Annotated in this window: 5 protein-coding genes; all 5 read right to left on the minus strand. The window is 72.7% G+C overall.

Going from position 1 to position 24608, the window contains the following annotated elements:
- Nucleotides 1-41 precede the first annotated feature (41 nt).
- Genes Ate02nite_RS41500 through Ate02nite_RS41520 form a run of 5 tightly spaced genes read right to left on the minus strand, consistent with a single transcriptional unit; the run spans nucleotide 42 to nucleotide 24608 of the window.
- Entirely contained in the window at nucleotides 42-686 is a 645-nt protein-coding gene (locus Ate02nite_RS41500; protein WP_203813431.1) for a hypothetical protein, read from the minus strand.
- Nucleotides 679-21840, minus strand: a complete 21162-nt coding sequence (locus tag Ate02nite_RS41505; RefSeq protein ID WP_203813432.1) for a toxin glutamine deamidase domain-containing protein — start codon at nucleotides 21838-21840, stop codon at nucleotides 679-681. Before Ate02nite_RS41505 ends, Ate02nite_RS41500 begins: the two co-directional genes overlap by 8 nt.
- Before the next feature lie 13 nt (nucleotides 21841-21853).
- Nucleotides 21854-22189 carry a hypothetical protein gene (locus Ate02nite_RS41510; protein ID WP_203813433.1) on the minus strand — a complete coding sequence of 112 codons (336 nt, stop codon included), beginning with the start codon at nucleotides 22187-22189 and terminating at the stop codon, nucleotides 21854-21856.
- A complete protein-coding gene (locus Ate02nite_RS41515) occupies nucleotides 22186-22578 on the minus strand; it encodes a YbaB/EbfC family nucleoid-associated protein (protein ID WP_203813434.1) in 393 nt (130 codons plus the stop codon). Before Ate02nite_RS41515 ends, Ate02nite_RS41510 begins: the two co-directional genes overlap by 4 nt.
- 17 nt (nucleotides 22579-22595) lie before the next feature.
- Nucleotides 22596-24608 (minus strand): hypothetical protein, encoded by a 2013-nt coding sequence (locus tag Ate02nite_RS41520; protein WP_203813435.1) that lies wholly within the window; start codon nucleotides 24606-24608, stop codon nucleotides 22596-22598.

The following is a 24608-nucleotide window of genomic DNA, read 5'->3' on the forward strand; positions in this document are numbered from 1 at the left end:
GGACCTTCATATGAGGTCTACGGCCAGCCCCGTCCGATTGTTCACGCCGGTTTGCTCACCGCGGCGAGCGCGCGGTGCAGGGCGGCCGGTCCGACCGGCGGGACGGCGTAACCGGCGGCCGCGATGTGCTGCAGGAGCGACGGGTCGGGGGCGAAGCGGTGCCGGTCCAGGTAGTGCCGGGTGCCCTCGGACCACACCCAGGTGCCGTCGGTGCGCAGGTCCATCGGCACCGACTCGGTGCCGTCCACCACGTCCTCGATCAGCACGGTGGTGACAAGTAGCCGCGGCGCGGCGGCCAGGTAACCGAGGACCCGGTCCCGGTCGGGACCGTCGAGGTGGGTGCCGTCCTCGTCGAACAGCTCGGCGAACTGGATCTCCGGGGCCGGGGCGGCCGTCCACAGCAGGGCGCTGTAGGCGAGGGCGGCCTTCTCCCGGCCGTCCAGGTCGTCCGGCTCGGCGAAGGCGATCACCTGGTCGCCGAGCGCGATGCGCGGGCCCTGCACCAGATAGACGCGGCGCGGCTGCGGCCCGGCCAGCCAGGTGCGCCACAGGGCACGGGCGCCGGCCGCCTCGGCGGCCGCGATCGCCACCCGATCGGTGTCGTCCAGATCGGCCGTCCCGATCAGGTCGAGGCAGTGCGGTGCCCCGGCCGGCGCGTCCGGGGTGACGGTGTAGGGACTACGCATCTGCTCTCCTGAACGGGAAACCGGGGGCGCCGGGGATGATCCGGCGCGGTCCGCGGTCGCGGGCGTCCTGCTGGGCGAACTGGAGGGCGAGGGCGTCGGCCAGTCCTTCGGCGTCCGCCTTGGCGTCCAGGTAGGCCCGCTGGGCGTCGCGCGTCGCATCGAGGGCGGCCTGGTGGCGGGTCCGGGCCGCGGTCTCCGCGGCCGAGCCGGGCGCGGCCGCGCGCAGCTGCTCGGCCGCCAGCCGGATTTCCTCGCCGGCAGCGATCCAGGTGTTGCGCAGGCCGAGCACGGTGTCCCAGGCGTCCAGGACCGGCTGGGTGCCGGGCTGGCCGAGCCAGCCCTCGGCCCGGGCCACCTCCTCGGGCAGCTCGACCTCGATGGACTGCGGCACGATCCGGTGCCCGGCGCCCGGGCCGTCCGGGTCGTCGTGGTCGCTCACCACGTGCCGTTCCTCGACGGTGATCGTGAAGACCATCGCCCGGCCGCCGCCGCGCTTGGTGTTCGAGCCGGTGGCGACCTGGGACTTGCCGACCTGGGCGCCACCGGTGTCCGGGCCGAACCGGACCGCCGTGCCCAGGCCCTGCTGCGGCAGCGTGGTCACCCCGGTGGTGGCGGTCGGCACGCCGGCCTGCAGGCCGGTGCGGGACTGCTCGGCGGCCACCTGTTCGCCGGACCGGGTGTGCTGCTGCGGCGTCTCCACCTTGTCGTCGTCGACGACCCGCATCAGGGCGGGCCGGCCGAGTCGCGCGTACCGGGTGAGGGTGGCCCGGAACCGCGGCATCCGGGACGGCCCGGTCAACTCCGCGGACAGCCCGCCGTCCAGGATCGACGGGTAGTTGGCCTTGGAGAACTCGGGGCTGCTGAGGCCGTGCACCAGCGCCGGGATCTGCGAGCGGGAGCCACGGACCGGGTCGGTGATCATCTCGCCGCGCCACGAGCGGGCCACATGGTCGCCGATGGCTTCGCGCGACGCGGCCGCCGCGGCGACCGCACCCGGATAGGCCGTGACGGCGGCCTGCGGCGGCAGCTGCCAGGTTCCGCCGTTCTGCCACTGCCGCAGGGCGGCCGCGGTGGTGCCGGCGCGGTCGAGACGGGCGGCCGCGGCGGGCCTCGGCGGGGCCGGCGGCGGGGTGGCCCGGGTGGCCGACTCCGGGATCCGCAGCCGGATCGGGACGGTCGTGTGGACCGGGGTGCCGCCGGGCACGTCGACGGTGAGCGTGAGGGTGGCCTCGTAGGCGGCGAGCGGCCCGGTGCTGACCACCATCCGGTCGCTGTTGGTGGCCTGCCCGGTGATCCGGGTGGCGCTCCACTGGTTGCCGTGGGTGACGGCGGGCTGCACGCCGATCGCGCCGGCCTTCGGTGCGTCCGGCACCCCGCCCGGCCCGTACGTCGCGGTGGTGTCCCACCCGGCGGCCTTGGTCCTGCTGGCCGACGTGCCGTACTGGGCGTTGGCCCGGTACTCGACCTCGATCTTGTCCTTGGTGATGTCGGCCAGCCGCAGGTTGCTGAGCCGGCCGGTAACCGTCACGTCGGCGCCGTCGGCCGTCTTGACCAGGCCGAGTGTCCAGCCGACCCGTTCCCGGCGGAACAGCCGGGTGGCGGCGCCGTGGGACAGGACGCTGTCGATGAAGCCCATCAGGCCGGCCCGGCTGAGCATCTGCCGGACCCGGGTCTCGTTGCCGAACTCATCCTCGACCCCGTCGCCGGGCAGCAGGCCCTGCTCCCGCAGCTGATCGGCGACCTGCTGGTAGATGCCGGGGTCGCCGAGATCGTCGACGTAGGCGCGGCCCAGGTCGCCACCCTCGGCGCCGGGCACCGGCAGGTGCCAGGTGTGCGGCGCACCGGGGTCCGGCGCGACCAGGCTCGGCGGTTCCGGGAAGTTCCGGTCGAGCCAGCCCTGGTCGACCAGCGGCGACCGGGCCGGGCCGGCCGGGTGCTGCTGGTTCCACTGCGCGATCCGGCGGTTGGCGGACCGGATCTCGTGCACCGGCACGGCGAGGACCATGGCGCTGGTGGCGGGCACGATCCGGTGCTTGCGGTGCGGGGTGCCGGAGAGATAGCCGGGCGTGCCGGACCAGGTGCTGCTGCCGTTGAGGTGCCAGTTGCCGTCGACCCGCAGCAGGACGACGTCGGTCTTCTGTTTGACGTTACGTTCGATGCCGCCGCTGCGGCTCTCGGCCGACCCCTGGCCCAGCAGCCCGCGCAGGGTGGCGCCGAGGCCGGCGCTGCCGGCGTACCGGCCGTCGCGATGGCCGACGCCGGCCGAGACCCGCAGCGCCGCCAGGAAGGCGCGCGCCTTGCCCCAGCCGAGCGGGTAGTTGGCCTGGCTGGCCATCTCGGTCTCCCAGCCCTTGGCCGCGGTGGGCGTGTAACCGGTGGGCTCGAACGCGACGTGCAGGGTGCCGAGGTCGTTGGCGAACACCCCGGCGCCGGTCATGGTGCCGGTCCCCTGCCCGTCGCCGAGGATGCCGCCGAGCCGGCCCTCCACGAACTCGGGGGTGAAGAACGAGTCAACGGTCTCCCGGGGGACCGCGCCGGGCAGGGTCAGCATGTCGCCGCCGGGAAGGCTGCGCATCAGGCGCAGCGCCTCGTCGCGCAGGCCGCGCATCGGGCCGAGATTCACCAGATGGGTACGGGTCGGCAGCATCGGGTCGGCGGGCCGAGGGCTCCGGCCGTCCCCGGTCCGGACCTGGCCGAGCCGGTGGGCGGACGGCTGGGTCATCTCGTTCTTCGCGACCCAGATCCGGGACATCCAGACCGTCATGGTGCCGTTGCCGAGGTGGACCTCGTGCTCGCCGAGCCGCACCTCGGCGCCGCCGCCGGCCCGGGGCACCGCCGAGCGGGCCGGCCCGGGGTGGGTCAGGCCGAGGCTGAGCGCCCGCCAGGTGCTGTTCAGCCGGCTGTGCCGGCGCACCGTAGCGATGTAGGAGATGTCCATCTCGAACTGGTCGGCGGACGGCTGGCCGTCCTTGCTCTCCGGGCTGGCGGTGACCGCCTGCTGGGTGAGCTGGGGGCCGCTGACCATCCGGTTGCCGCTGGAGATGCCCACGGTGCCGTCGACACCGGCGAAGCCCCGGCCGGTCGGGTCGGGGGCCGGTCGCCGCCGGTCGAAGCCCACCCCGACGCCGGCGTTCGCCTCCCGGCTGATTGCGAGCTGCTGGGTGCCGCGGTCGGCCTGGATGTCGGTCTGCCGCAGCGAGACCGTGGTGGACTGGCCGGTGTGCCGGGCGGCGGTCCGCTCGGCGCGCAGGGTGACGGTGACGTACCGGTTCCGCCAGCCGCCGTGCCGCTTGAGCCGCACGCTGATGCCGGTGTCGAGCAGGCTGTCGGCGAAGGCCCGGATGGCCGGCACGGAAAGCGCGCTCGCCAGGTCCTCGTGCTTGTTGCGGGCCTTCATCAGGTCCTTGAGGCTGCGCAGCGAGTCGACCGAGGCGAGCCCGTCGGGCTGGAAGCCGGGGAACTGCCGGAGCAGCTCGCGGATCTGGTCGAGGGTGGTGTCGAGGTTGGTGATGCCGGCGACGGTGGCGTCGCCGAGCGACTCGGTGAGCATCCGGGCGTTCGCCGCGACCGGCAGAGCCTGCCCGGCCGGCACCGGGCCCATCGGGTTGACCCCGGCCCGCAGGTAGACCGGCGCGGTGTCGGTGGCCGTGTGCCGGACGCCGTCGACCTGCAGGCTGAAGGTTACGGCGTACGCCCGCAGCTCGTTCTCGCCCGCGTGCACGTTGGTGCGCCGGCGTCCGCCGGAGCCGCCACCGAGCGCGGTCTGCTCCCGCCGGGTGGTCACCGAGATCTCGCCGGTGGCCCGCACCGGAGCGCCGCCGGCCAGCCCGCCGAGCAGGCCGCCCTGCACGCCGAGGCCGGCCGCGGCGGCCGCGGTGCCACCGTGCTCGGCGGTGATCACGCCCTGCGTGCTGTCCCGCAGCACGACCTGTTTGGCCGGGGTCCGGGCCTGCACGGTGTACTGCGCGAACTCGGCCCGCAGGGTGATCGGCCCGACCGCGGTGTTGGTCTCCTCGTTCCACAGGGCGGGGATGCGCAGGCCGGTGACGAACTCCTCGAAGTTGGACTCGACGCTGCGGTCGCTGAGGATGCGGATCAGTTCCGCGCGGCTGGCCGACCCCGGCCGCAGCAGCCCGGGCGGCAGGTGCCGCTCGGCCAGGTCCCACAGTTCCCGGGCGACCGCGGACTCGACGTGGAACGTCTCGGGCAGCGTCCGGGCCGGTTGCGGCGTGGCGGCATGCTGCTGGGTGCTCAACTCGAAGCTGGGCACCAGCAGGTGCGCGTCGGTCTGCGCGCTGCGGGTGACCGGGGTGACGACCCCGGGCGTGTGCAGCTCGATGTCGTAGACGACCCGGGTCCGGATCCGGTCGGCACCGACGTTCTCCATCCGGGACTGCCGGTGGGTGACGATCGACCGGGCCGCGGTCATCGCCCGGATGAAACGGCGGAAGGTGCCCTGGATGGTGAGGCCGGCCCCGGCCAGCTGGCCGCCGGCCGGGTCGGACAGGCCGGCCGAGAGCGACGGGTCGAGGCCCTCCTGCACGGTCTTCGACATCTCCCGGGTGGAGGTCGACACCGCGTGTTTGTCGATCTTGATCTTCTGGCCGGTCGAGCCGGGCGGCGCCGCCTCCTTCTCCAGCCGGGTCAGCCGCGCGGTGATGCGCAGCTCGCGGTGCTCGCCGTTCACCTTGATCGGGAAACGGCCACCGGAGCCGGTGAGCCCGGCCAGGTCGTAGCGCACGGCCCGGTGCACGGCGTCGAGCCCGCGCACCCGGCCCGCCCCGACCAGCCCGTCGACGGCGGCGATGACCGCGGCCGGGTCGTCGATGGTGTCCACCTCGGCCGCACCGAGCGAGTGGCCGTCGCGCAGGTAGGGCAGCAGGTCGGAGGCGACCTGCGCCTTCTGGCCGGCGGCCGGGCCGTAGGCGTCGAAGCCGGTCCGGGTGTGCCGGATGTGCACCTGGTGCGGGCGGTCCGGGTTGGCCGAGCCGGTGTTGGCCGGGTTGGTGTGGTCGTCCAGCACCACGTCGATGCCGAGCGCCGCGGCGACCTGCCCGACGCCGATCGGCGCGCCGGCCGGGAACTCCGGTTGCTGCCGCAGTTCCGCACCGGTCCGGCCGTGGGCCCAGCCGGGCAGCCGGATGCCCTGGTGCCGGGCGCCGGACAGGATCGCGTCGAGCAGTTGGTCGGGGCCGGGCGGGACGGCGACGACCGGGCGCCGGCGGATCTGTTCGACCCGCTGCTGAGCGGCCCGGTCGAGCGGCATCCCGACCAGGGTGGCGAGGGCGGTGGCGGTCTGGTCGGTGGCCGGGTTGGCGAGGGCCTGCTGCCAGGCCGCGAAGTACCGGCCGATGACGCCGTCCGGGCGGGACTCGGCCCGGAACACCGCGAGGTGGCCGTGGTCGCCGCCGTTCTGCAGTTCGGCCGAGGCGTCCTGCAGCAGTTGCCGGGCGGTGTCGTGGTCGGTGTTGCCGCGGAGGCTGTCGGGTTCGTGGGCCCACGGCCGGGTCTCCCCGTTGGGCCGCACCGACACCGCGGGCCGGCCGTCGGCCAGGGTCTCCTGCCAGGTGCCGGCGCCCTCGGTGACGACCAACTGGGCCCGGCGGCGCAGCGCGGTCATCTCCGCGCTGGTCAGCTTGCCGAGGGTGACCACCCCGTCGGCGAAGCCGGGCGTCCCGCCGACCCGCACGACGACCGTCTCGCGGGTGGCGCTCTGCTTGATCCGCCGGATCGCGTCGGCGTGCGGGGGTGTGCCGTCCACCTCGCCGACCTTGACGTCGCCGTAATAGACGAGCACCACATCGACGTCGCCGGCGATGTCCGGCGCGTCCGGGACCTGGTCGGAGAGCACCTTGCTCGCGGCCGGCAGGTCGGCCGGCTCGGACCGCCGGTAGACCGGCACCACGCCCGGGGTCACCGCGTCGAGCGGGGTCTGACTGCCGTCGGCCCGGCGGATCTGCCGGGGCAGCTTGTCCCACAGGAACGGCTGCAGCACCACGATGTCGGAGCGCTTGCCACCGCCGGCCGCATCCAGCGTCGGATACCAGGCGGCGAGCGGGTCGGCCGGGGCCGTCGAGGCGTCCGAGGTGTCGAAGGCCGGGAACAGGGTCAGGATGTTCTCGCCGTCGACCGGCGGGAAGTCGGTGAGGGTGAACGTGTCGTTGTCGGCCCCGCGGTTCTCGATGTCGGCCCGGAACTTCTCCCGGGCCTCCGCGCCGCTCATCTCGGTGATCCGGGAGTCCTGGTAGCGCGGGTCGGCGGTGCCGGGCGCGTTCGTCCAGCGGGCGACCTTCCACTGCTGCTCAAGCGTCGGCATACCGGGCCAACTGGGCTCGGTGTCGACAAGCCGCTCGGTGGTGGGGCGGGGTCGCATCTCGACCTCGAGGCCGCCGATCCGGCCGGTCCAGGGGCGGTGATACATGTCGTAGGAGGCGACCGGATGGTTCAGCTCGGTGGCCCGGCCGAACCGGGGCGCGTAGAAGGCCGTCTTGTTGGCCGCGTAGGTGAGCACCACCTTGCCGCGATATCCGGTGGCGGCCAGCCCTTCCAGGGCGGAGACCACACCGGCCTGGTGGCCGTACCCGGCGGAGCCACCGTCGATGACGTGCACGACGTCGTAGGCCTGCCGCAGCGCCCGCCCGACCACTGTCGGTTCCGGTGCCGCGCCGGTGACCGGCGGCGCCTGGGTGGTCAGGTCCGCTCGCGGCACCTCGATCGCGGGGATCGGCGCCGGCCGCCGGAAACCCGTCGGCATCGGCGGCGGGGGCGGCGGCGGTGCGCCGTGGCCCACATAGAAAGACCCCAGGTCGGCGGCCTCACCGGTCAGGTGCGCGGTCGGAATCAAACTGATGGAGTACGGCGTAAAGCTCGTGTCCGCCGCCCGGCCGGTCTGGCCATCCAGGAACACCACCCCGTCGGCGTGGTGCACCACGTTGAACACGTGCCCGACCGCACTCTCGGCGGTGCGCACCACCACCAGCCCGCGAGCACCGACCGGCGCCCCGGCCAGCCGCTGCCGGATGTCGGCGAAGTCGCGCACCGCGATCGCCGGCGCACCCTGGTAGTGGAGAAGGTCGGCGGCCGGGTTGGCCGCCGACGGCGGGGCCTGGAAGCCCTCCCCCTCGGCCAGCGCGATGTCGGTGGTGATCGCGGTCAGCACGCAGTTGGTGGTGAACTCGCCGCCCTGCGCCCGGTACGGGTTGACGGCCGGCAGCCACGGATAGTCCCGGGCGATGATCGGGTCGTCGACGACCTCCGGCGCGGGCTGCAGTTCGCCGGCGAGCAGGTCGGGCTGGGCCGCTACCCAGGCGGCGTCGTGCGCCTGCCGTTCCGGGGTCGGCACGCCCTGCTCGCGGGCGGCGATGTCCCGGGCCAGCCGGTCGGAGGCCAGCTCCGCGGTCTGCTTGGCCTGCAGGTAGGCCTCCTGCGCGGCGACCGCGGCGGCCCGGTTGCCGCCGGCCCGCCAGGTCTCGGCGGCGGCGAGCCAGGTGTCCCGCAGCGGCAGCACCGCCTCCCAGAGGGCGACCACCGCGGCGGTGCCCGGCTCCTTGAGCCACCCCAGGGTTTCGGCGATCTCCTCGGGCACCTGGATCTCGACCGCGGGCAGCCGCACCTGGGTGCCGATGCCGGCGCCGTCCGGCTGGTCGTGGTTGCGCACCACGTAGCGTTCCTGGGTGCCGGCGGTGAACACCATGGTCCGGCCGCTGCGCTTGACGTTGGAGCCGGTGACGACCTGCGACTTGGTGACGTCGGCGCTGCCCGCGTCCGGTCCGATCCGGCCGGCGCCGGCCAGGCCCTGCCGGGGTGCCGGGTTCAGGCCGCTGGTCGCGGTGGGCGCGTCGAGTCGCAGTCCGGTGGTGGACGACTCGGCGGCGGTGGTGTCGCCGGTGTAACCGGTCTGCCGGGGCCGTTCCACCTTGTCGTCGGCGACGATCCGGGTCAGCGCGGGCCGGCCGAGCCGGGCGTAACGCGACAGCGTGGCCCGGAAGCGGGGCAGCAGCGACGGGCCGGTCACCTCGGCGGTCAGGCCACCGCCGGTGACCACCGGGTAGTTCGGCTTGGTGAACTCGGGGCTGCTCAGGTCGTGCACCATGGCCGGGATCTGCGACCGGGAGCCGGTGACCGGGTTCTCGCTGTTGAAGTCGGCCCGGGTCGACGCGTCCACGTAGGCGTGCAGGGCCACGCTCGCGGCCTGGGCGGCCGTGGCCGAGCCGGGGTACGAGGTCACCACCGCCTCGGGCGGCAGGGCGAGGCCGCCCTGTTGCCAGTGCGACAGGTAGGTGGGCAGGGTGTCGCGCATCGGGAGGCGGGTGGCCGGCTTGGCCGGTTCCGGGGTGGCCGGCGGGGCGGTGCGGGTGGCCGATTCGGGTAGGCGCAGGCGGACGTCGACGGTCCGGGTCACCGATTTGCCGCCGGGGATCTCGACGGTGAGTTTCAGCTTGGCGGTGAAGACGGCGAGCGGGCCGGCCACGGCCACCACCCGGTCGCCGGTGAGGGCCTGACCGGCGGCCCGGGTGGCGTTCCACTGGTGACCGTGGGCCAGGGCCGGGGCCACCGCGATCGTTCCGGCGTGCGGGGCCTGCGGCACCCCGCCCGGGCCGTAGGTGGCGGCCGTCTCCACCGCGATGCCACGGGTGTCGGTGGTGACCGTGGTGTGTACGGCGTTGGCCTTGTACTCGACCTCGCCCGGCTCCTTGGTGATCTCGTCGAGCTTCAGGTCGCTGAGCTCGCCGCGGACCTTCACGTCGACACCGTCGGCCACCGTGACCGCGCCGAGCGTCCAGGACACCGGCTTACGGCGCAGCAGCCGGGTGCCGGCGCTGTCGGCGAGCACGCTGTCCATGAAGGACATCAGGCCGGGCCGGCCCAGGGTGCGCCGGACCCGGGCGGCGTTGCCGAATTCGTCCTGGACCGGGTCGCCCAGGGTCACGCCCACCTTGCCGAGCTCGGCCGCGACGTCGTCGTAGAGGCCGGGGTCGGCCATGTCGTCGACCCAGGCCCGGCCGAGGTCGCCGCGGCCGGTGGACGGCAGCGAGGTCTGCCAGCCGGGTGCGCCGTCGGCCGGGGTGACGTGCAGGGTCGGCGGCTTCGGGAACTTCTCGTCCAGCCAGGCCGGGTCGACGAGTTCGGGCAGCCGCTGGCTCTTGCCCGGGTTCTTGTTGAACTCGCGGATCCGCTCGTTGGCCATCCGCAGGTCGCGGACGGGCACGGCGAGGACCATGGCGTCCTGCACCGGCACCACCCGGCGCTGCCGGTTCGGGGTGCCGGAGAGATAACCGGGGTTGCCGGACCAGTTGGTGCTCGCGGACAGGTGCCATTCGCCGTGCACCCGCAGCAGGACGACGTCACCCTTCTGCTTGACCGTGCGCTCGATCCCGCCCGTACGCGCCTCGGAGGATCCCTCTCCCCATAGCGCACGAATTCCGCCGGTGAGGCCGGCAAAGCCGGCGTAGCCGCCGTCGCGGTGGCCGAGGGTGGCCGCCGCGCGGCCGCCGAAGAAGCGATTCTTGGCCTTCGACCAGGCCAGCGGGTACGAGGCGGACTGCCCGATCTCGGTGTCCCAGCCCTTGGCCGCGATCGGTTCGTAGCGCAGCGGCCGGAAGCCGATCGCGAGGGAGCCGAGGTCGTTGGTGAAGACCCCGGCCCCGGCCAGGGTTCCGGTGCCCTGTCCGGCGCCGAGCATGGTGCCGAGGCGGGCCTCGGCGAACTCGGGGGTGAAGAACGCGTCGATGGTCTCCCGGGAGATGGTGCCGGGCAGGCTCAGCACGTCGCCGCCGGGCATCGTGGACAGCAGATCCAGGGCGCGGTCCTGCAGACCGCGCAACGGACCAAGACCGATCAGATGGGTACGGGTGGGGAGCAGCGGGTCGGCCAGGATCTCGCGGGGGCTGCGACTGTCGTCGTGGTTGCCGAGCGAGTGCCCGGACTTCTCGTGGATCTTGTTGGTCTCGGCCCACAGGTGCGACGTCCACACCTTCATCGTCCCGGTGCCGACCGTCGAGGTCTCCCGGTCGGCCTTGGTGACGACCGCGCCCTTGTCGTTGAGCACCGCCCAGGTCGCCGCGCTGGGCCGGGTGAGGCCGAGGCTGAGCGTCCGCCAGGTCATGTTGAGCCGGGTGTGCTGGCGCACCTCGGCCTCGTAGGTGACGTCCACGGTGAACTCGTCGGCGGTGATCGTGCCGGCCTTGCCCTCGGGGCTGGCGGTGACCGCCTGCGCGCCGAGCTGCGGGCCGCTGACCATCCGCCGTCCGCTGGACACCCCGCCGCGCAGGTCGGCACCGAGGTCGGCGGCCGCGTACGGGTCGGGGGCGGCCCGCCGGCGGCCGAGCCCGGCGCCGGCCGAGACGTTCACGTCCCGGCTGATCGCCAACTGCTGGGTGCCGCGGTCGGCCTGGATGTCGGACTGCCGCAGCGAGACGCTGTCCGACTGCCCGGTGTGCTTGGCGCCGGTGCGGACCGCCCGCAGGGTCACCGACACGTACCGGTTGTGGCCGCCGCCGCGCCGCTTGAGCTGCACAGTGATGCCGATGTCGACAAGGCTGTCGGCGAACGCCCGGACGGCCGGCACACCCAGTGCGGTGCGCAGCCCCTCGTGCTTGCGACGGGCCTTCATCAGCTCGCTGAGGGTCTGCAGCGAGTCGGTGGAGGCGAGCCCGTCGGCGACGAACCCGGGGAACGCGCCGAGCAGCTTCTCGACCTGGTCGAGCGCCTTGTCGAGCCCGGTGATCTCGGCGACGGTGGCGTCGCCGAGCGACTCGGTGAGCAGCCGGGCGCCGGGTGCCACGGTCTTCTCGTCGGCGGCCGGCACGGCCTTCATCGGGTCGACCCCGGCCCGCAGGTAGACGGCCGAGGGGGTGGTGGAGGTGACCGGCGCGGCCGAGCCGACCTTGATCGTCCAGGTGACCGGGTAGGAGCGCAGTTCGTTCTCGCCGGAGTGCTGGACGGTGCGCCGCCGGGCGCCCGAGCCGCCGCCGAGGGTGGCCTGCTCGCGCTTGCCGGACACGGCGATCTCGGCGGTGGCCCGGACCGGGGCCTTGCCCCCGGCGAGTCCGCCGAGCATGCCGCCCTGCGCGGCCACCCCGGCGTTGTGCACGGCGGTGCCGCTGTGCTCGGCGGCCACCTGGCCCTGGCTGCTGTCGCGCAGTACCACCTGTTTGGCCGGGGTGCGAGCGAGGACGTCGTGGCCGGTCGAGCCGGCGGTGATGGTGATCGGACCGACCGCCCGGCCGGTCTCCTCGTTCCACAGCGCGGGAATCCGCAGGCCGTGCACGAACTCGTCGAGGTTGGCCTCGACGCCGCGGTCGCTGAGCACCCGGATCAGCTCGGCCCGGCTGGCCGAGCCGACCTTGAACAGCCCGCGCGGCAGCTGGTTCTGGGCCAGCTCCCACAGCTCGGGGGCGACCACCGCCTCGACGTGGTACGCCGTCGGCATGGTCTGCGGGGACAGTCCGGCCGGGCGGAAGTGCCGGGTCGCGGTGTCCAGGTCGAAGGCCGGCACGAACAGGTGCGCGGTGGCCTGCACCGGCGGCGCGCTGCGGTCCGGGATGCCCGGGCCGGCCAGCTCGACGGTGTAGGTGACCCGGGCGGTGACCCGCTCGGCGACCGGGTCCATCCGGGCCTGCCGGTGGGTGACCACCTGCTTGGCCGCGGACAGCGCCCGGACGAACCGGCGGAACGTGCCCTGCAGGGTCAGGCCGGCGCCGAACAGCTGGCCGCCGGCCGGGTCGGACAGGCCGGCCGAGACCGCCGGGTCGGTGCCCTCGCTGACCGTCTTGGACATCTCCCGGGTGCTGGTGGACGCCGCGTGCTTGTCCACCTTGACCTTCTGGCCGGTGGTGCCGGCCGGTTCGGCCTCGTGCTCGAGCTGGTCGAGGACCGCGGTGATCCGCAGCTCGCGGGGCTTGCCGTCGATCTCGATCGGGAACCGGCCGCCGCTGCCGGTGAGGCCGAGCAGGTCGCCCTGTCCCCCGCCGTCGCCGCGCAGCACCTGCTTGACCGCGTCGAGGCCGCGCACCCGCCGGGTGCCGACCAGGGTGTCGACGGCCGCCAGCACCTGGTCGAGGCCGTCGATCCGGTGCACCTCGGCGGCGCCGAGCGCCTTGCCGTCGCGCAGGTAGGGCAGGCCGTCCGAGGCGACCTGCGGCTTCTGGCCGGGCCGCGGGCCGAGCCCCTGGTAACCGGTCGCGGTGCGCCGGATGAAGACCTTGGGCTTGCCCGGGTTGGTGGACACGGTGTTGGCCGGGTCGACCTGGTCGTCCACGATCAGGTCGAAGTCCGTGAGCCGGACTCCCTGGGCCGCGGCGCTCGCCCGGATCGCCTCGCCCCGGGGGTCGGGGCCGGGCGGCCCGGCGATGACCGGGCGGCTGCGGGCGTCGGCGGCGAGCTGCTGCCCGGCCGCGGTGAGCGGCATCCGGACCACGGTGGCGAGGGCGGTGGCGGTCTGGTCGGTGGCCGGCGCGGCGAGGGCCTCCTGCCAAGCCGCGAAGTACTTACCGATGACGCCGTCGGGGCCGGACTCGGCGCGGAAGACGGCCAGGTGTCCGTTGTCGGTGTTGTCATGCAGGTCGGCCGAGGCGTCCTGGAGGAGCTGACGGGCGGTGTCGTGGGCGGTGTTGCCGCGGATGGCGGCCGGCTCGTGCGCCCACGGCCGGGTGTCACCGTCGGGCCGGACCGACACCGTGGGCCGGCCGTCGGCCAGGGTCTCCTGCCAGGTGCCGGCGCCCTCGGTGACGACCAGCTGGGCGCGGCGGCGCAGCGCGGTCATCTCCGCGCTGGTCAGCTTGCCGAGGGTGACCACGTCGCCGGCAACACCGGGTGTCCCGCCGACCCGCACGATGACGGTCGGGCGGGTGCTGCTCTGCTTGATCCGCCGGATCGCGTCGGCGTGCGCGGGCGTGCCGCCGGGTTCGCCCGGCGTGATGTCGCCGTAGTAGACGAGCACCACGTCGACGGCGCCTTCGCCTTCGACGGAGATGTCCGGGGCGTTCGGGACCTGGTCGGTGAGCACCTTGCCGGCCGACGGCAGGTCGGCCGGCTCGGACCGCCGGTAGGCCGGGACCACGCCCGGGGTGACGGTGTCGAGCGCGACGTCGGTGCCGTCCGCGCGGCGGATCTGCCGGGGCAGCTTGTCCCACAGGAACGGTTGCAGCACCACGATGTCGGAGCGCTTGCCGCCGCCGGCCGCGTCCAAGGTCGGGTACCAGGCGGCCAGCGGATCGGCCGGCGCGTTCGGGTCGTCCCAGGTGTCGAACGCCGGGAACAGGGTCAGGATGTTCTCGCCCTCGACCTCCGGGAAGTCGGTGAGCGAGAACGCGTCCGCGTCGGCGCCGCGCTTCTCGATGCCGGCCCGGAACTCCTGTTGCGCCTCGGCGCCGCTCTTCTCGGTGATCCGGGAGTCCTGGTAGCGCGGGTCGGCGGTGCCGGGCGCGTTCGTCCAGCGGGCGACCTTCCACTGCTGTTCGAGCGTGGGCATGCCGGGCCAGCTGGGCTCGGTGTCGACAAGCTTGCTGCCGGTGGGCCTCGGTCGCATCTCGACCTCGAGGCCACCGATCCGGCCGGTCCAGGGGCGGTGATACATGTCGTAGGAGGCGACCGGGTCGTTCAGCTCGGCGGCCCGGCCGAACCGGGGCGCGTAGAACGCCGTCTTGTTGGCCGCGTAGGTGAGCACCACCTTGCCGCGGTAACCGGTGGCGGCCAGCCCCTCCAGGGCCGAGACGACACCGGCTTGATGGCCGTAGCCGGACGAGCCGCCGTCGATGACGTGCACGGTGTCGTAGGTGTTCGCCAGCGCCTGCCCGACCACGGTCGGCGCCGGACCGGTGCCCGGGGGTGCCTGGGTGGTCAGGTCCGCCCGCGGCACCTCGATCGCGGGGATCGGTGCCGGCCGCCGGAAACCCGTCGGCATCGGCGGCGGGGGCGGCGGCGGCCCCGGATTCCCATGGCCCACATAGAAAGACCCCAGGTCGGCGGCCTCACCGGTCAGGTGCGCGGTCGGAATCAAACTGACCGAGTACGGCGTGAAGCTGGTGTCCGCCGCCCGGCCGGTCTGGCCGTCCAGGAACACGACACCGTCGGCGTTGTGCACCACGTTGAACACGTGCCCGACCGACCGCTCCCGGTCCCGCACCACGACCAGGCCGCGGGCACCCACCGGCGCCTGCGCGACCCGTTCCCGGATGTCGGCGAAGTCGCGCACCGCGATCGCCGGCCGCCCCTTGTAGTTGAGCAGGTCGGCGGCCGGGTTGGCGCGCGACGGCGGCGCCTGGAAGCCCTCGCCCTCGGCCAGCGCGATGTCGGTGGTGATCGCGGTCAGCACGCAGTTGGTGGTGAACTCGCCACCCCGGTTCCGGTACGGGTTGACCGCCGGCAGCCACGGATAGTCCCGGGCGATGATCGGGTCGTCGGGCGAGACCGGCGCATCGACGGCGGCCGCCGGCCGGGTCAACTGTCCGGCGAGCAGGTCCTGCTGCCCGGCCGGAAGCGCGGACCGGGCCGCGCCCCAGGCGGCCGAATGGGTCTGCTCTTCCGGGGTCGGCACCGGAACGCCCTGCCGCTGGACTCCCTCGATGACCCGGGCGCGCAGGTCCTGGGTCCAGAGCACGGCCTGGTCGCCGATCAGCTGCCGGGCCTGGTTCGCCGACGCCGCGACGATCAGGTCGACCACCGTCTTCCCGGCGGCCTCGGGGTCGTCGGCGATCGGTTCGATGGTGTATTCCCACTGGAAGTTCAGCTGCTCGAAAAGCGAGTCCAGGTCGGTCTGCAGTTTGGCGAGGTTGCCGTCCCGGCCACCCTGGTCGGCCACGGTGACCGAGGCGGCGATCTGGTTGCGGAAGAACGTGACCCACTGCTCCTCGGCCGGGAAGTTCTCCGGGGTGGCCACGCCGGTGCCGTCCTTGCGGGTCACCACCAGGCCGGCGTTGCCCCACGGCAGGCCGTCACCGGCCGGCACCCGGGTCAGCCAGTCCGCGCCGCCGTCCAGGGCCGTCCCGCCGAGCTGCCCGGACGCGAAGTTGCCGATCCAGTGGCCGTCGCGGTCGAGCAGGTTGGTGACCGTGCTCAGTGCCGTGGACGCCCCGTTGAACGCCTCGCCGAGCCACGAGTCCTTCTCCATCACCAGGTCGAAGGTCCGGTTGCCGTTCGCCGTCAGGAACGGGTCGTACCGGGAGTGATGGAAGTCGACGGCGAAGACGATCTCGCCGGTGGCGGTGTTCCGGACCTCGTAGCGGAAGCCCTCCTGCGGCCCGGGCCAGGGCCCGTCGACGATCTCGAAACCGTCCCGGAGGTACGGCTTCATGTTGCGGAGCAGGTCGCCGCGCTTCTTCTCGAGGTCCTCGGCCACCGCCTCCGGGGTCTCCGCCGCCACGTCGACGCTGACGAAGACCATGTGCTTGGCCGTGGTGGTGGCCAGCGGGTGGTCGATGTCGGCGTCGGCACCGAAATAGAGCAGCGTGTCGCCGGGCAGGTTCAGGTCGCGCACCGCCGTGACGCCGGCTCGTTTCTCGGCGGTGATCAGGTCCGAGTGCCAGTTCGCGACGGCTTCGCGCTTCACCCAGCTGCGGCTGGGCCAGGGGTCGCCGAGCGGCACGAACCGGACGCTCTGCGGGTCGACCGGTAGCACCGCCTCGCGGCCGGTCTGCCCGTCCAGGTAGATGACGCCCTCGTTGTCGTGCACCACGTTGAAGACGTGCGCGAAGTCGTTGTCGTTCTCCTTGACCACGACCAGGCCTCGCCCGCCGGGTTCCAGGGTGCGGGTGATGACGTCGAAGCCACTGACCGGGCGGGGCGCCTGGCCCGCGTAGTTCTCCAGGTAGTCGATCGGCACGGCCTCGGACACCGGCGCCTGGTGCGGTTCGCCGGTAGCGAGCGAGATGTCGGTGGCGATCGCGGCGAGCACGCAGTTCGTACTCGCCTCGGACAGCGATCCGTGCAGCGGGTTGACCAGCGGCAGCCAGCCGTAACCGCGCCGGGCGATCGCGTTGTCCGGGTCGGTCACGGCCGGCTCGACCTTGCTGTAGTCGAACCCGGCGACCAGTTCCGCCTTGCCCTTGCCTTTGCCCTTGCCGGTCGCCGGCTGCGGCTGGGGCGCCGGGTGGGCCGTGGCGAACTCCGCGATGGCCGTCTGGGTGGCGAGGGCGAGCTGCACCAGCGGGGTCGCCGCCGAGCCGTTCTTCCGGAAGTACTCGAACACCTCGGGCGCGTGCGTCCGCAGGTGCGGGCCCACCTTCCGCTTGGCCGCCTTCTGGAGCTGCGCGTTCTCCGCGGTGGTCTCGGCGAGCCAGGCGGTGACCTCGTCGGCGGTGAGCGCGCTCGCCGACCGGTCGAGCGGGGCGAACGCGATGTCGGCCAGCTGGCTCATGTGCTGCGCGGTGAAACCGCTGAGGTCGAGGTGCTGCGCGGCGAACCGGTTGACCTGATTGAGCCAGGTGCTGCGGTGGGCGTGGCTCTGCACCGGCGACGCCAGCTTGACAAGGTCGTTGACGGCGTCTACGCCGGACGTGACCCGGCCGCCGTCGGTGACCAGCGAGACCGACGAGTCGTAGACCGGTGTGGCGCCGTAACGCTGCCGGCTGACCGACTCGACGATCGATCGGCCCTCCTGGTCGCCGATGCCGAACGTGGCGTCCTTCTCCAGGGCCCGCCCCGGGACCCGCAGGAACGTGTTCGGTTCCGGGAAGTAGACGCTGCGCGGGTCGACGCTCGCCATCGCCTGCCGGACCTGCTGGTCGAGCACGGTGGCCGGGTGTCCCTCGAGGCTGCCGTTGGCCTTCGGGGTGTGGTAGCCGCCGGACATCACCTCCGGCCAGCCCTCCTGCGTGTACTTGGCGGCGAACGCCTCGTACACCGTCTGGCCCTTCTGGGTCTTCAGCGAGACCACGTCGGCGTCGCCGGTGTGCAGGTAGACCTCGCCGTCGCCGCGCAACGTCTCGATCAGGCGGACGGTCTCCTCGTGCTTGGCGAGGTGTTCGCGCAGTTCGCCGTACGGAATCGATTTCTGGTCGATGGTGAAGGTGCCGAACTGGTTGCCGGGGATCGACCACTTCATCGGCACGATCACGACCGGGATGCGCGGCTGGTAGGTGCCGAGGTCGCGCAACTCCTTGCGGACCCGGGCCAGGTCCGCGGCCACGTCCGGGCCGTTGATGCCGATGACCAGGGCGAAGTTGCTGTCCTTGACCGAGTTCGGGCCGGCGACGTCCCGCTCGTACAGCTGGATCAGTTCCTTGAGCGTACGCGGCCGATCGCCCGGTTTCGGGGCGGCCGGGTGGAACGGGACGGTGGCGATGAAGGTCGGCGCGCCGTCGGTGGACTCCCGCAGCACCGGCGGGCCGAGCCGGATCGGGACGGTGTTGGGGTCCAGCCGGGTGACGTCGGCGCGCGGCATGTCCCCGGCGACCAGCAGGTCCTCGACCGGGGCGGCCGGCACCGTCTCGGCCGTGCCGGTGAGCGGCACGAACCGTACGCTCTCCGGGTTGTCCGGCAGGCGGGCCTCGCGGCCGGTCTGACCGTCCAGGTAGATGACGCCGCGGTCGTCGTGGACGGCGTTGAAGACGTGCGCGTAGTCGTTGCCGTTCTCCCGCACGACGACCAGGCCGCGGGCGCCCGGGCCCTCCTGCTCCAGCGCACGGGTGATGGTGTCGATCCCGGCCACCGGGCGCGGCGGGCGGCCGGCGTAGTTGCGCAGGAAGCCCAGCGGGTTGGGGGCGGTCGGTGGCGCCTGGTGCGGGTCGCCGGTGGCCAGCGACATGTCGGTGGCGATCGCGGTCAGCACACAGTTCGTGCTCGCCTCGGCCAGGGTCCCGTGATACGGGTTGACCAGCGACAGCCAGCCGTAACCACGCTGGTGCAGCTCGTCGCCCGGGTCCGGCGGGGGCGGAGTGACCTTGGTGAAGCCGGCACCCAGGCCCTCCCGGTCGCGGAACTTGGCGATCGCGGTCTGTGTCCCGTACGCGATCTGCAGCAGCGGCACCACCCCGTTGCCGAGGCCGTCGAACACGGCCTTCCGCTCGCCGAGGTCCTCCATCGCGTCCTGGATGATCTTCTGCCGCCGGGCCCGGCCGGCCGGGTCGGATTTGCCCGGCGGGTTGCGCCACAGCGTCAGGTCGGCCTCGGTGAACTTCGGCGCCTGGTCCGATTTCGCGGTCGCGAACGCGATCTCGGTGAGGACGGCGCGCGCCCGGGCCGTGTACGGCGTGGCCGGCGTGCCCAGCTTCAGGTGCTCGGTGGCGAACTGGTCGATCTGGTTGCCCCAGGTCTTCTCGTTCGCGTGGCTCTGGGCCGGCTCGGCCAGCTTGGCCAGCGTTGCGTCGACCGACAGGCTCGGGCCGGTGACCCGGCCGCCGTCGGTGAGGATCGCCATCGACGAGTCGTAGACCGGCTTGGTGCCGCGGGCTGCGCTCAGCGACTCGGCGATCCGGCGGCCCTCGCCCGCGCCGTTGCCGAACGAGACGCCCGGTTCGAGCTTGGACTGGAAGTCGGCGACCCGCAGGAACGTGTTCGGCTCCGGGTAGTAGACGCTGCGGCCGTCCACGACGGCCATCGCCTGGCGGACCGCCTGATCCAGCACGGTCGCCGGGTGCGGGTCGTGGCTGCCGTTGGCCTTCGGCGTGTGATAGCCGCCGGACGCCACGTCCGGCCAGCTCCCGCCCTCCTTCGGCGCCCAGGTCGCGGTGAACTTGTCGTAGACGGTCTTGTTGTCCTGGGTGAGCAGTGACGCCACGTCGGCGTCGCCGGTGTGCAGGTAGACCTGGCCGCCGTCGTCACCGCGCATCGCGTCGGCCAGGCGGGCGGTCTCCTCGTGGGTGGCGATCTGCTGGCGCAGCTCCCCGTACGGGATGGTCTTCTGGTCGATGACGAAGGTGCCGAACGGCTTGCCGGGGATCTCCCAGGTCATCGGGACGACCGTGACCGGGAAGCCGGGGTCGTAGTTGGCCAGGGTGGCCAGCTCGGCGGTGATCTTCTGCCGCTCGGTCGTGGTCTTCGGCCCGTTGATCCCGATGACCAGGGCGAAGTTCGGCCGGGTGGATTGCGATTGGGCCAGGTCGGCGGCGTACTTGTCGATCAGCTCGCGGATGGTTCGCGGCGGGCGCTCGCCCTGCACCTGATCGTCCCGGTGGTATGGCACGGTGGCGATGAACGACGGGCGGAACGGGTCGGTCGAGGCGACCGGGTCCGGACCGATCCTTACCGGCTGGCCGAACTTCTCGACCTTGGCCGGGTTCTGCCCGGCTACCAGGATGTTGTCCTCGGGATCGGCGAACACCGTCGGGATGGCCAGATCCTCGGTGGCCGGCGCCGCCGCCGGGGCCAGGAGGCCGGCGGTGTCGCGCTGCGGCCCGAGCGTCGCGGCGGTGGCCTGGGCGCGCTGCTCGACCGGCGTGGGCTGGGCCGCCGGGTTGGTCGACGAGGACGCGGTGGTGCTGCCGGCGGTGGTGGCCGCCGTCGACGCGGTGGTGGCCGCCGTCGACGCGGTGGTGGCGGCCGCCGACGTTGTGGTGGCGGCCGAGCTGACCGCGCTGGGCGCGGAGGCGGTGGTTGCGGCCGGCGCGGCCGCGCCGGTGGCGCTGCCAACCGAGATGGGCGCGGCCGGCGCGACGGCATTGCTGACCCCGGAGGGTACGGCCGGGCCGGTGACACTGCTGCCCGCGGAGGTTACGGCCGGAGCAGTCGCGCTGGTGACCGCGGAGGGTGCGGCTGGGCCGGTAGCCGTGGTGGGGGCGGCCGGGCCGGTCGGTGCCGTCGTGTTCGCGGCGGCGACCGGCTGAACGCTTACCGGGGTGGTCGTTGTCTGCTGCGGCGCGGGTGCCGACTCGTGGACCGCCGGGCTGGTCGTCGCGGTGTTCGGCGAGGTAACGGTGGCGGTCTGGGTCTGGGTGTGGGTGTCCGAGTGCACGGCCGGGTCGTTCGCGCCGGTGACCGTCGTGTGCTGCGTGCCGGTCGTCGTGGTGGTGCCGGTCGTCGTGGTGGTGCTGGTGGTGACGGTGGCCGGCGCATCCCCGGAGCCGGTCTCGGTGGTCACCGGGGTGACCGTCGTGCTGGGCGGGCTCTTGACGAAGCCGTTCTGGTCAAGGACCTCGTCGGGGGCCTTGTACTGCGGCCCGTACTTCTCGCCGAGGTTGGTGCCGATGTGCGTGCCACCCTGGCTGACCACCCCGGAGACCAGTCCGGAAACGGCCGCACCCCAGTCGACGTCCCAGCCCTCCCCCTGCGAGACGCTGTAGAGCCCCTCGGTCAGATATTCGGTGAGGGCCTCGTGGATCCCGTCGTGCACATAGGACCCCACCGTGACCGGATCGCGCCGGAAGTAGACATCGCCGGTCGCCTCGTCCACCCGGAAATTCCGGTCGGGGGCAGGCGTGGGCGTGGGTTCCGGCGTAGGCGTGGGGGTCGGCTTGGGCGAAGGCGTCGGGGTAGGGGTCGGCGAGTTGGTGGGCACGTCCGGGGTGGGCTTCGGCTTGGGCTTGGGGGTGAAGCGCCGCGCCACGTTCCCGAGCAGGTGCCCGAGACCGCCGAGGGTGAGCCCGACCGCCGCCCCGAGCGCGCCGACCGCCGCCGCCTGGCGTACCAGATCGGGGTCGATGTGATCGCGGGTGCCCATCGCGATCTGGATCCGCTGGACGATCAGATCCATCAGCACCTGCATGGTGACCCCGATGACCGCCGCCGTCACCACCGAGGTGATGATCTTGCGGAGCAGCGTCTTCATCAGGAAGTTCATGATGATCCGGCCGCGGACCAGGGTCTGCAGCGCGGCGGCCGGGTTGAAGAACGCGAAGGCCACCGCGACCATGAACTCGATCATCAGCTCGATCAGGCAGGCGATGATCATCAGCTTGGCGTACTGGACCTGGGTGCCCAGATCCTTGTGGTTCTCGCCGAGCCGGTGCATGTACTTCGAGGCCGTGGTCAGGTAACCCGGGTTGTCGTTGACGTACTCCTGCATCGACTCGACGAACGCCTGCTGGGCCGCGCCCTCCACCCCGGCGCTGACCGTGTGCAAACCCTGGGCCAGCACCGGAATCGAGTCCGCGATGCCCTGTGCGGCACCCACGTAGGCCTCGGCCAGCCCGAACAATCGATCCTCATTGGACACCGGGAAGTCCTCGCCGGCCAGCACCTTGAGGAAGCGGTGCAGATCGTCGGACGCCTCGATGGCCATACGCGGGTGCCTCTCAGTGAATGACGGTGCCGGAGCCCGTGGCGAAGGTGGCGGACTCGGCCGCCGCACCCTCGACCGCGGCGATCCGCTGGGACATGTCGAAGACCCGGGAGGTGTCCCCGGTGGTGACCTCGGTGAGTCCCTTGAGCAGGTAGGTGGCCTGGTCGCGGTTCGGGTCGACGGCCGCCTGGACCGCCTCGTCGAGGTCGCCACGGGTGTGGTCGAGCACCGGCAGATGCTGCGCACTCTCGTACTCGAACCGCTGCTTGACCTGGGTCATGTGCTCGACGAACGGCCCGAAGGCGTCCTTGCGCAGCTGGTCGAAGTCGGCGCCGAAGGTGGAGCTCACGGCGCACCGTCGGTGTACTTGAGGGCGTCGTTGAGGATGCCGTCGAAGTCGACCCGGCCCTCCATCATGTCCCGCAGCGGCAGGCTGTCCGGCAGGATCGACTGGAACGACGCGACCGTCTTGGCCATCGCCTCGTCCCGGGCCGTCTCCATCGTCTCGACCAGCAGCGCGGCCAGTTCCGGCCCGGCCATCGTGCGGTAACCGCTGGTCAGGAACTTGATGCCGGTGACCGCGCCGCGGGCGTCGACGGTGACGGTCAGCGCCCGGTTCTTCGACGTCACCGTGGTGCTGGTGCCGGCGAGCTCGGACTGGACGTCCTCGAGGGCGAGGCGCTGCCGCTCCATCTCGGCGTACGCCTGCTCGATCTGATTGTGCAGGGGGCTGGACATGCGACTCCTTCGCTAGGTCAGGCGCGGCCGCGCTGGCGCGGTTGGGTGGTCGGGGCGTACGGCGAACCGGGGCGCTGCTGCGGCTGGGCGCCGGGCCGCTGCTGCTGTTGCGGCTGCACGGCCTCGCGGCCGACGACGGCCGGGGAGACATCCGGGTCGGTGCCCCAGATCTCCTCGTCCTCGGCGAGCCAGGTGGAGCGTTCCCGCTCGTCCTCCTTGCCCTTGCCGCCACCCATGCCGCCCATGCCACCCATCGGCGGCATCATCGGCATGCCGCTCGATCCGGCCGAGGTGCCGGCGGCCGAGCCGGCCGCCCCGGCCGCGCCGAGCAGGTCGCTGCCGGCGGCGAAGTCGCTTGTCGGCACGAGCCCGGCGCCGTCCAGCCCGGTCGGGCTGTAGGCGGAGTCGTCGGCGCCGGCGAGTCCGTCGAACGCGCCGATGCCCCCGCCGCCCTTGCTCGATCCGGCACCCAGGCCACCGAAGCCGCCGCTGCCGCCGCCCAGGCCGCTGAGACCACCGAGACCACCGAGAGCGCCCAGACCGCCGAGCGAGCTGAGGCTGGGCAGCCCGGCCGGGTCGAACGCGCTGCTGGAGCCGGTGGTGGACAGATCGGGCAGACCCGAGAACGGGTCGGTACTGCCGGAGTTGCTGCTGCTGAAGGCGGGCAGGTCGGCGAACGGGTCGCTGCTGCTGTTGAAGGCGTCGCTGCTGTCCGGCAGACCGCCGAACGGGTCGTCAGCGCCGCCGAACGCGTCGCTGCCGTCCGGCAGGTCGGCGAAGGGGTCGCCGCTGCCGCCGGACCCGTCGGACGCGTCCGGCAGACCGGCGAACGGGTCCTCCCCGCCTCCGCCGCTGCCGCTGCCGTCGCCGAAGAGGTCGTTGGGGTTGAAGTCGTTGCCGCCGGTCGGGTCGTTGCCCTCCCCGGTGCCGTTGCCCGGTTCGTCGACGAAGTCGGTGATGCTGTGCCGCAGCCGGTCGGAGACGTCGTTGAAGGTCGTGACGAGCGCCGTGGCGTAGGGCGCGAGCATCGCGTCGACCGACTGGAGCTGTGCCTTCCAGCGTTCCTTGACGATCTGGTCGAGGGTGGACCAGTCGGCCGCCGTCTCCAGCTCGACCGGCGGGTGGAAGACGACACCCTCCGCGTCGACAAGCACGTACTTGAACGGCGCGGGGTGTGCGACGTGCGTGTTCTTCTGGATCGTGAGGTACCAGATGTTGCTCATCCAGATGCTCGACACGACTGCCTTGATCAGCTCGGTCGGGTCGATCTTCTTGGCGAACCAGTCGCGCACCGTATCGGCGTACGCCTCGGACAGGCCTTTGATCTTTGATGGGATGGTGCTGTAGAAGAGGTCCGGCAACGAGATGTTGTCGGCGGTCGGCGCGCTGCCGGCCCGGGCCATGCTCGCCGGGGCGATGTCCTCGTGCAGGTCGTGCATGTCGCCGTGCAGGTTGTGCAGCCGCCAGATGAAGGCGTCGGTGCCGCTGCCCCGGTTGCCGTTGTAGTCGCCGTACATGCTGGAGATCGTCGAGTTGATCGACGTGCCCTGCTTCTCGATCTCCTTCTTGACGTCGAACAGCAGCTGGCCGAAGGTCCGGAACGTGGTGGCGTCCAGGGTGGAGTTGCCGTCCGCGCTGATCTCGCCGTGCAGCCCCGTGATGGTGTCGTGGAACTTGTCCCACAGCGCCTTCGCGTTGTCGGCCTGGTCCCAGAACAGCAGCTTGCCCTGCACGTCGGTGAAGGTGCTGCCGTAGTAGTCGCTGTAGGTGGTGAGGCGGCCGAGAGCGAGGTTGTACCAGTCCGGGTGCTCGACGCTGACCGGCTTCCAGTACTTCGACGGATCGGCGGTGTGGAAGAAGTGGTCGCTGTCCTTCCAACTGGCGTCGAACTTGAACCACGTCTTGGCCGCGACCTGCTCGCGCCCCCAGGACGGCGCGGCGCCGTTCTCGAAGCCGTAGATCTCGGTCATGATCCGCTCCAGCGTCCAGTTGCTGGAGTTGTTGTCGTCGCTGCTCCCAGCCCGCCCCAC

Origin of the sequence: Paractinoplanes tereljensis (assembly GCF_016862435.1) — a bacterium.
Classification (GTDB): Bacteria; Actinomycetota; Actinomycetes; order Mycobacteriales; family Micromonosporaceae; genus Actinoplanes; species Actinoplanes tereljensis.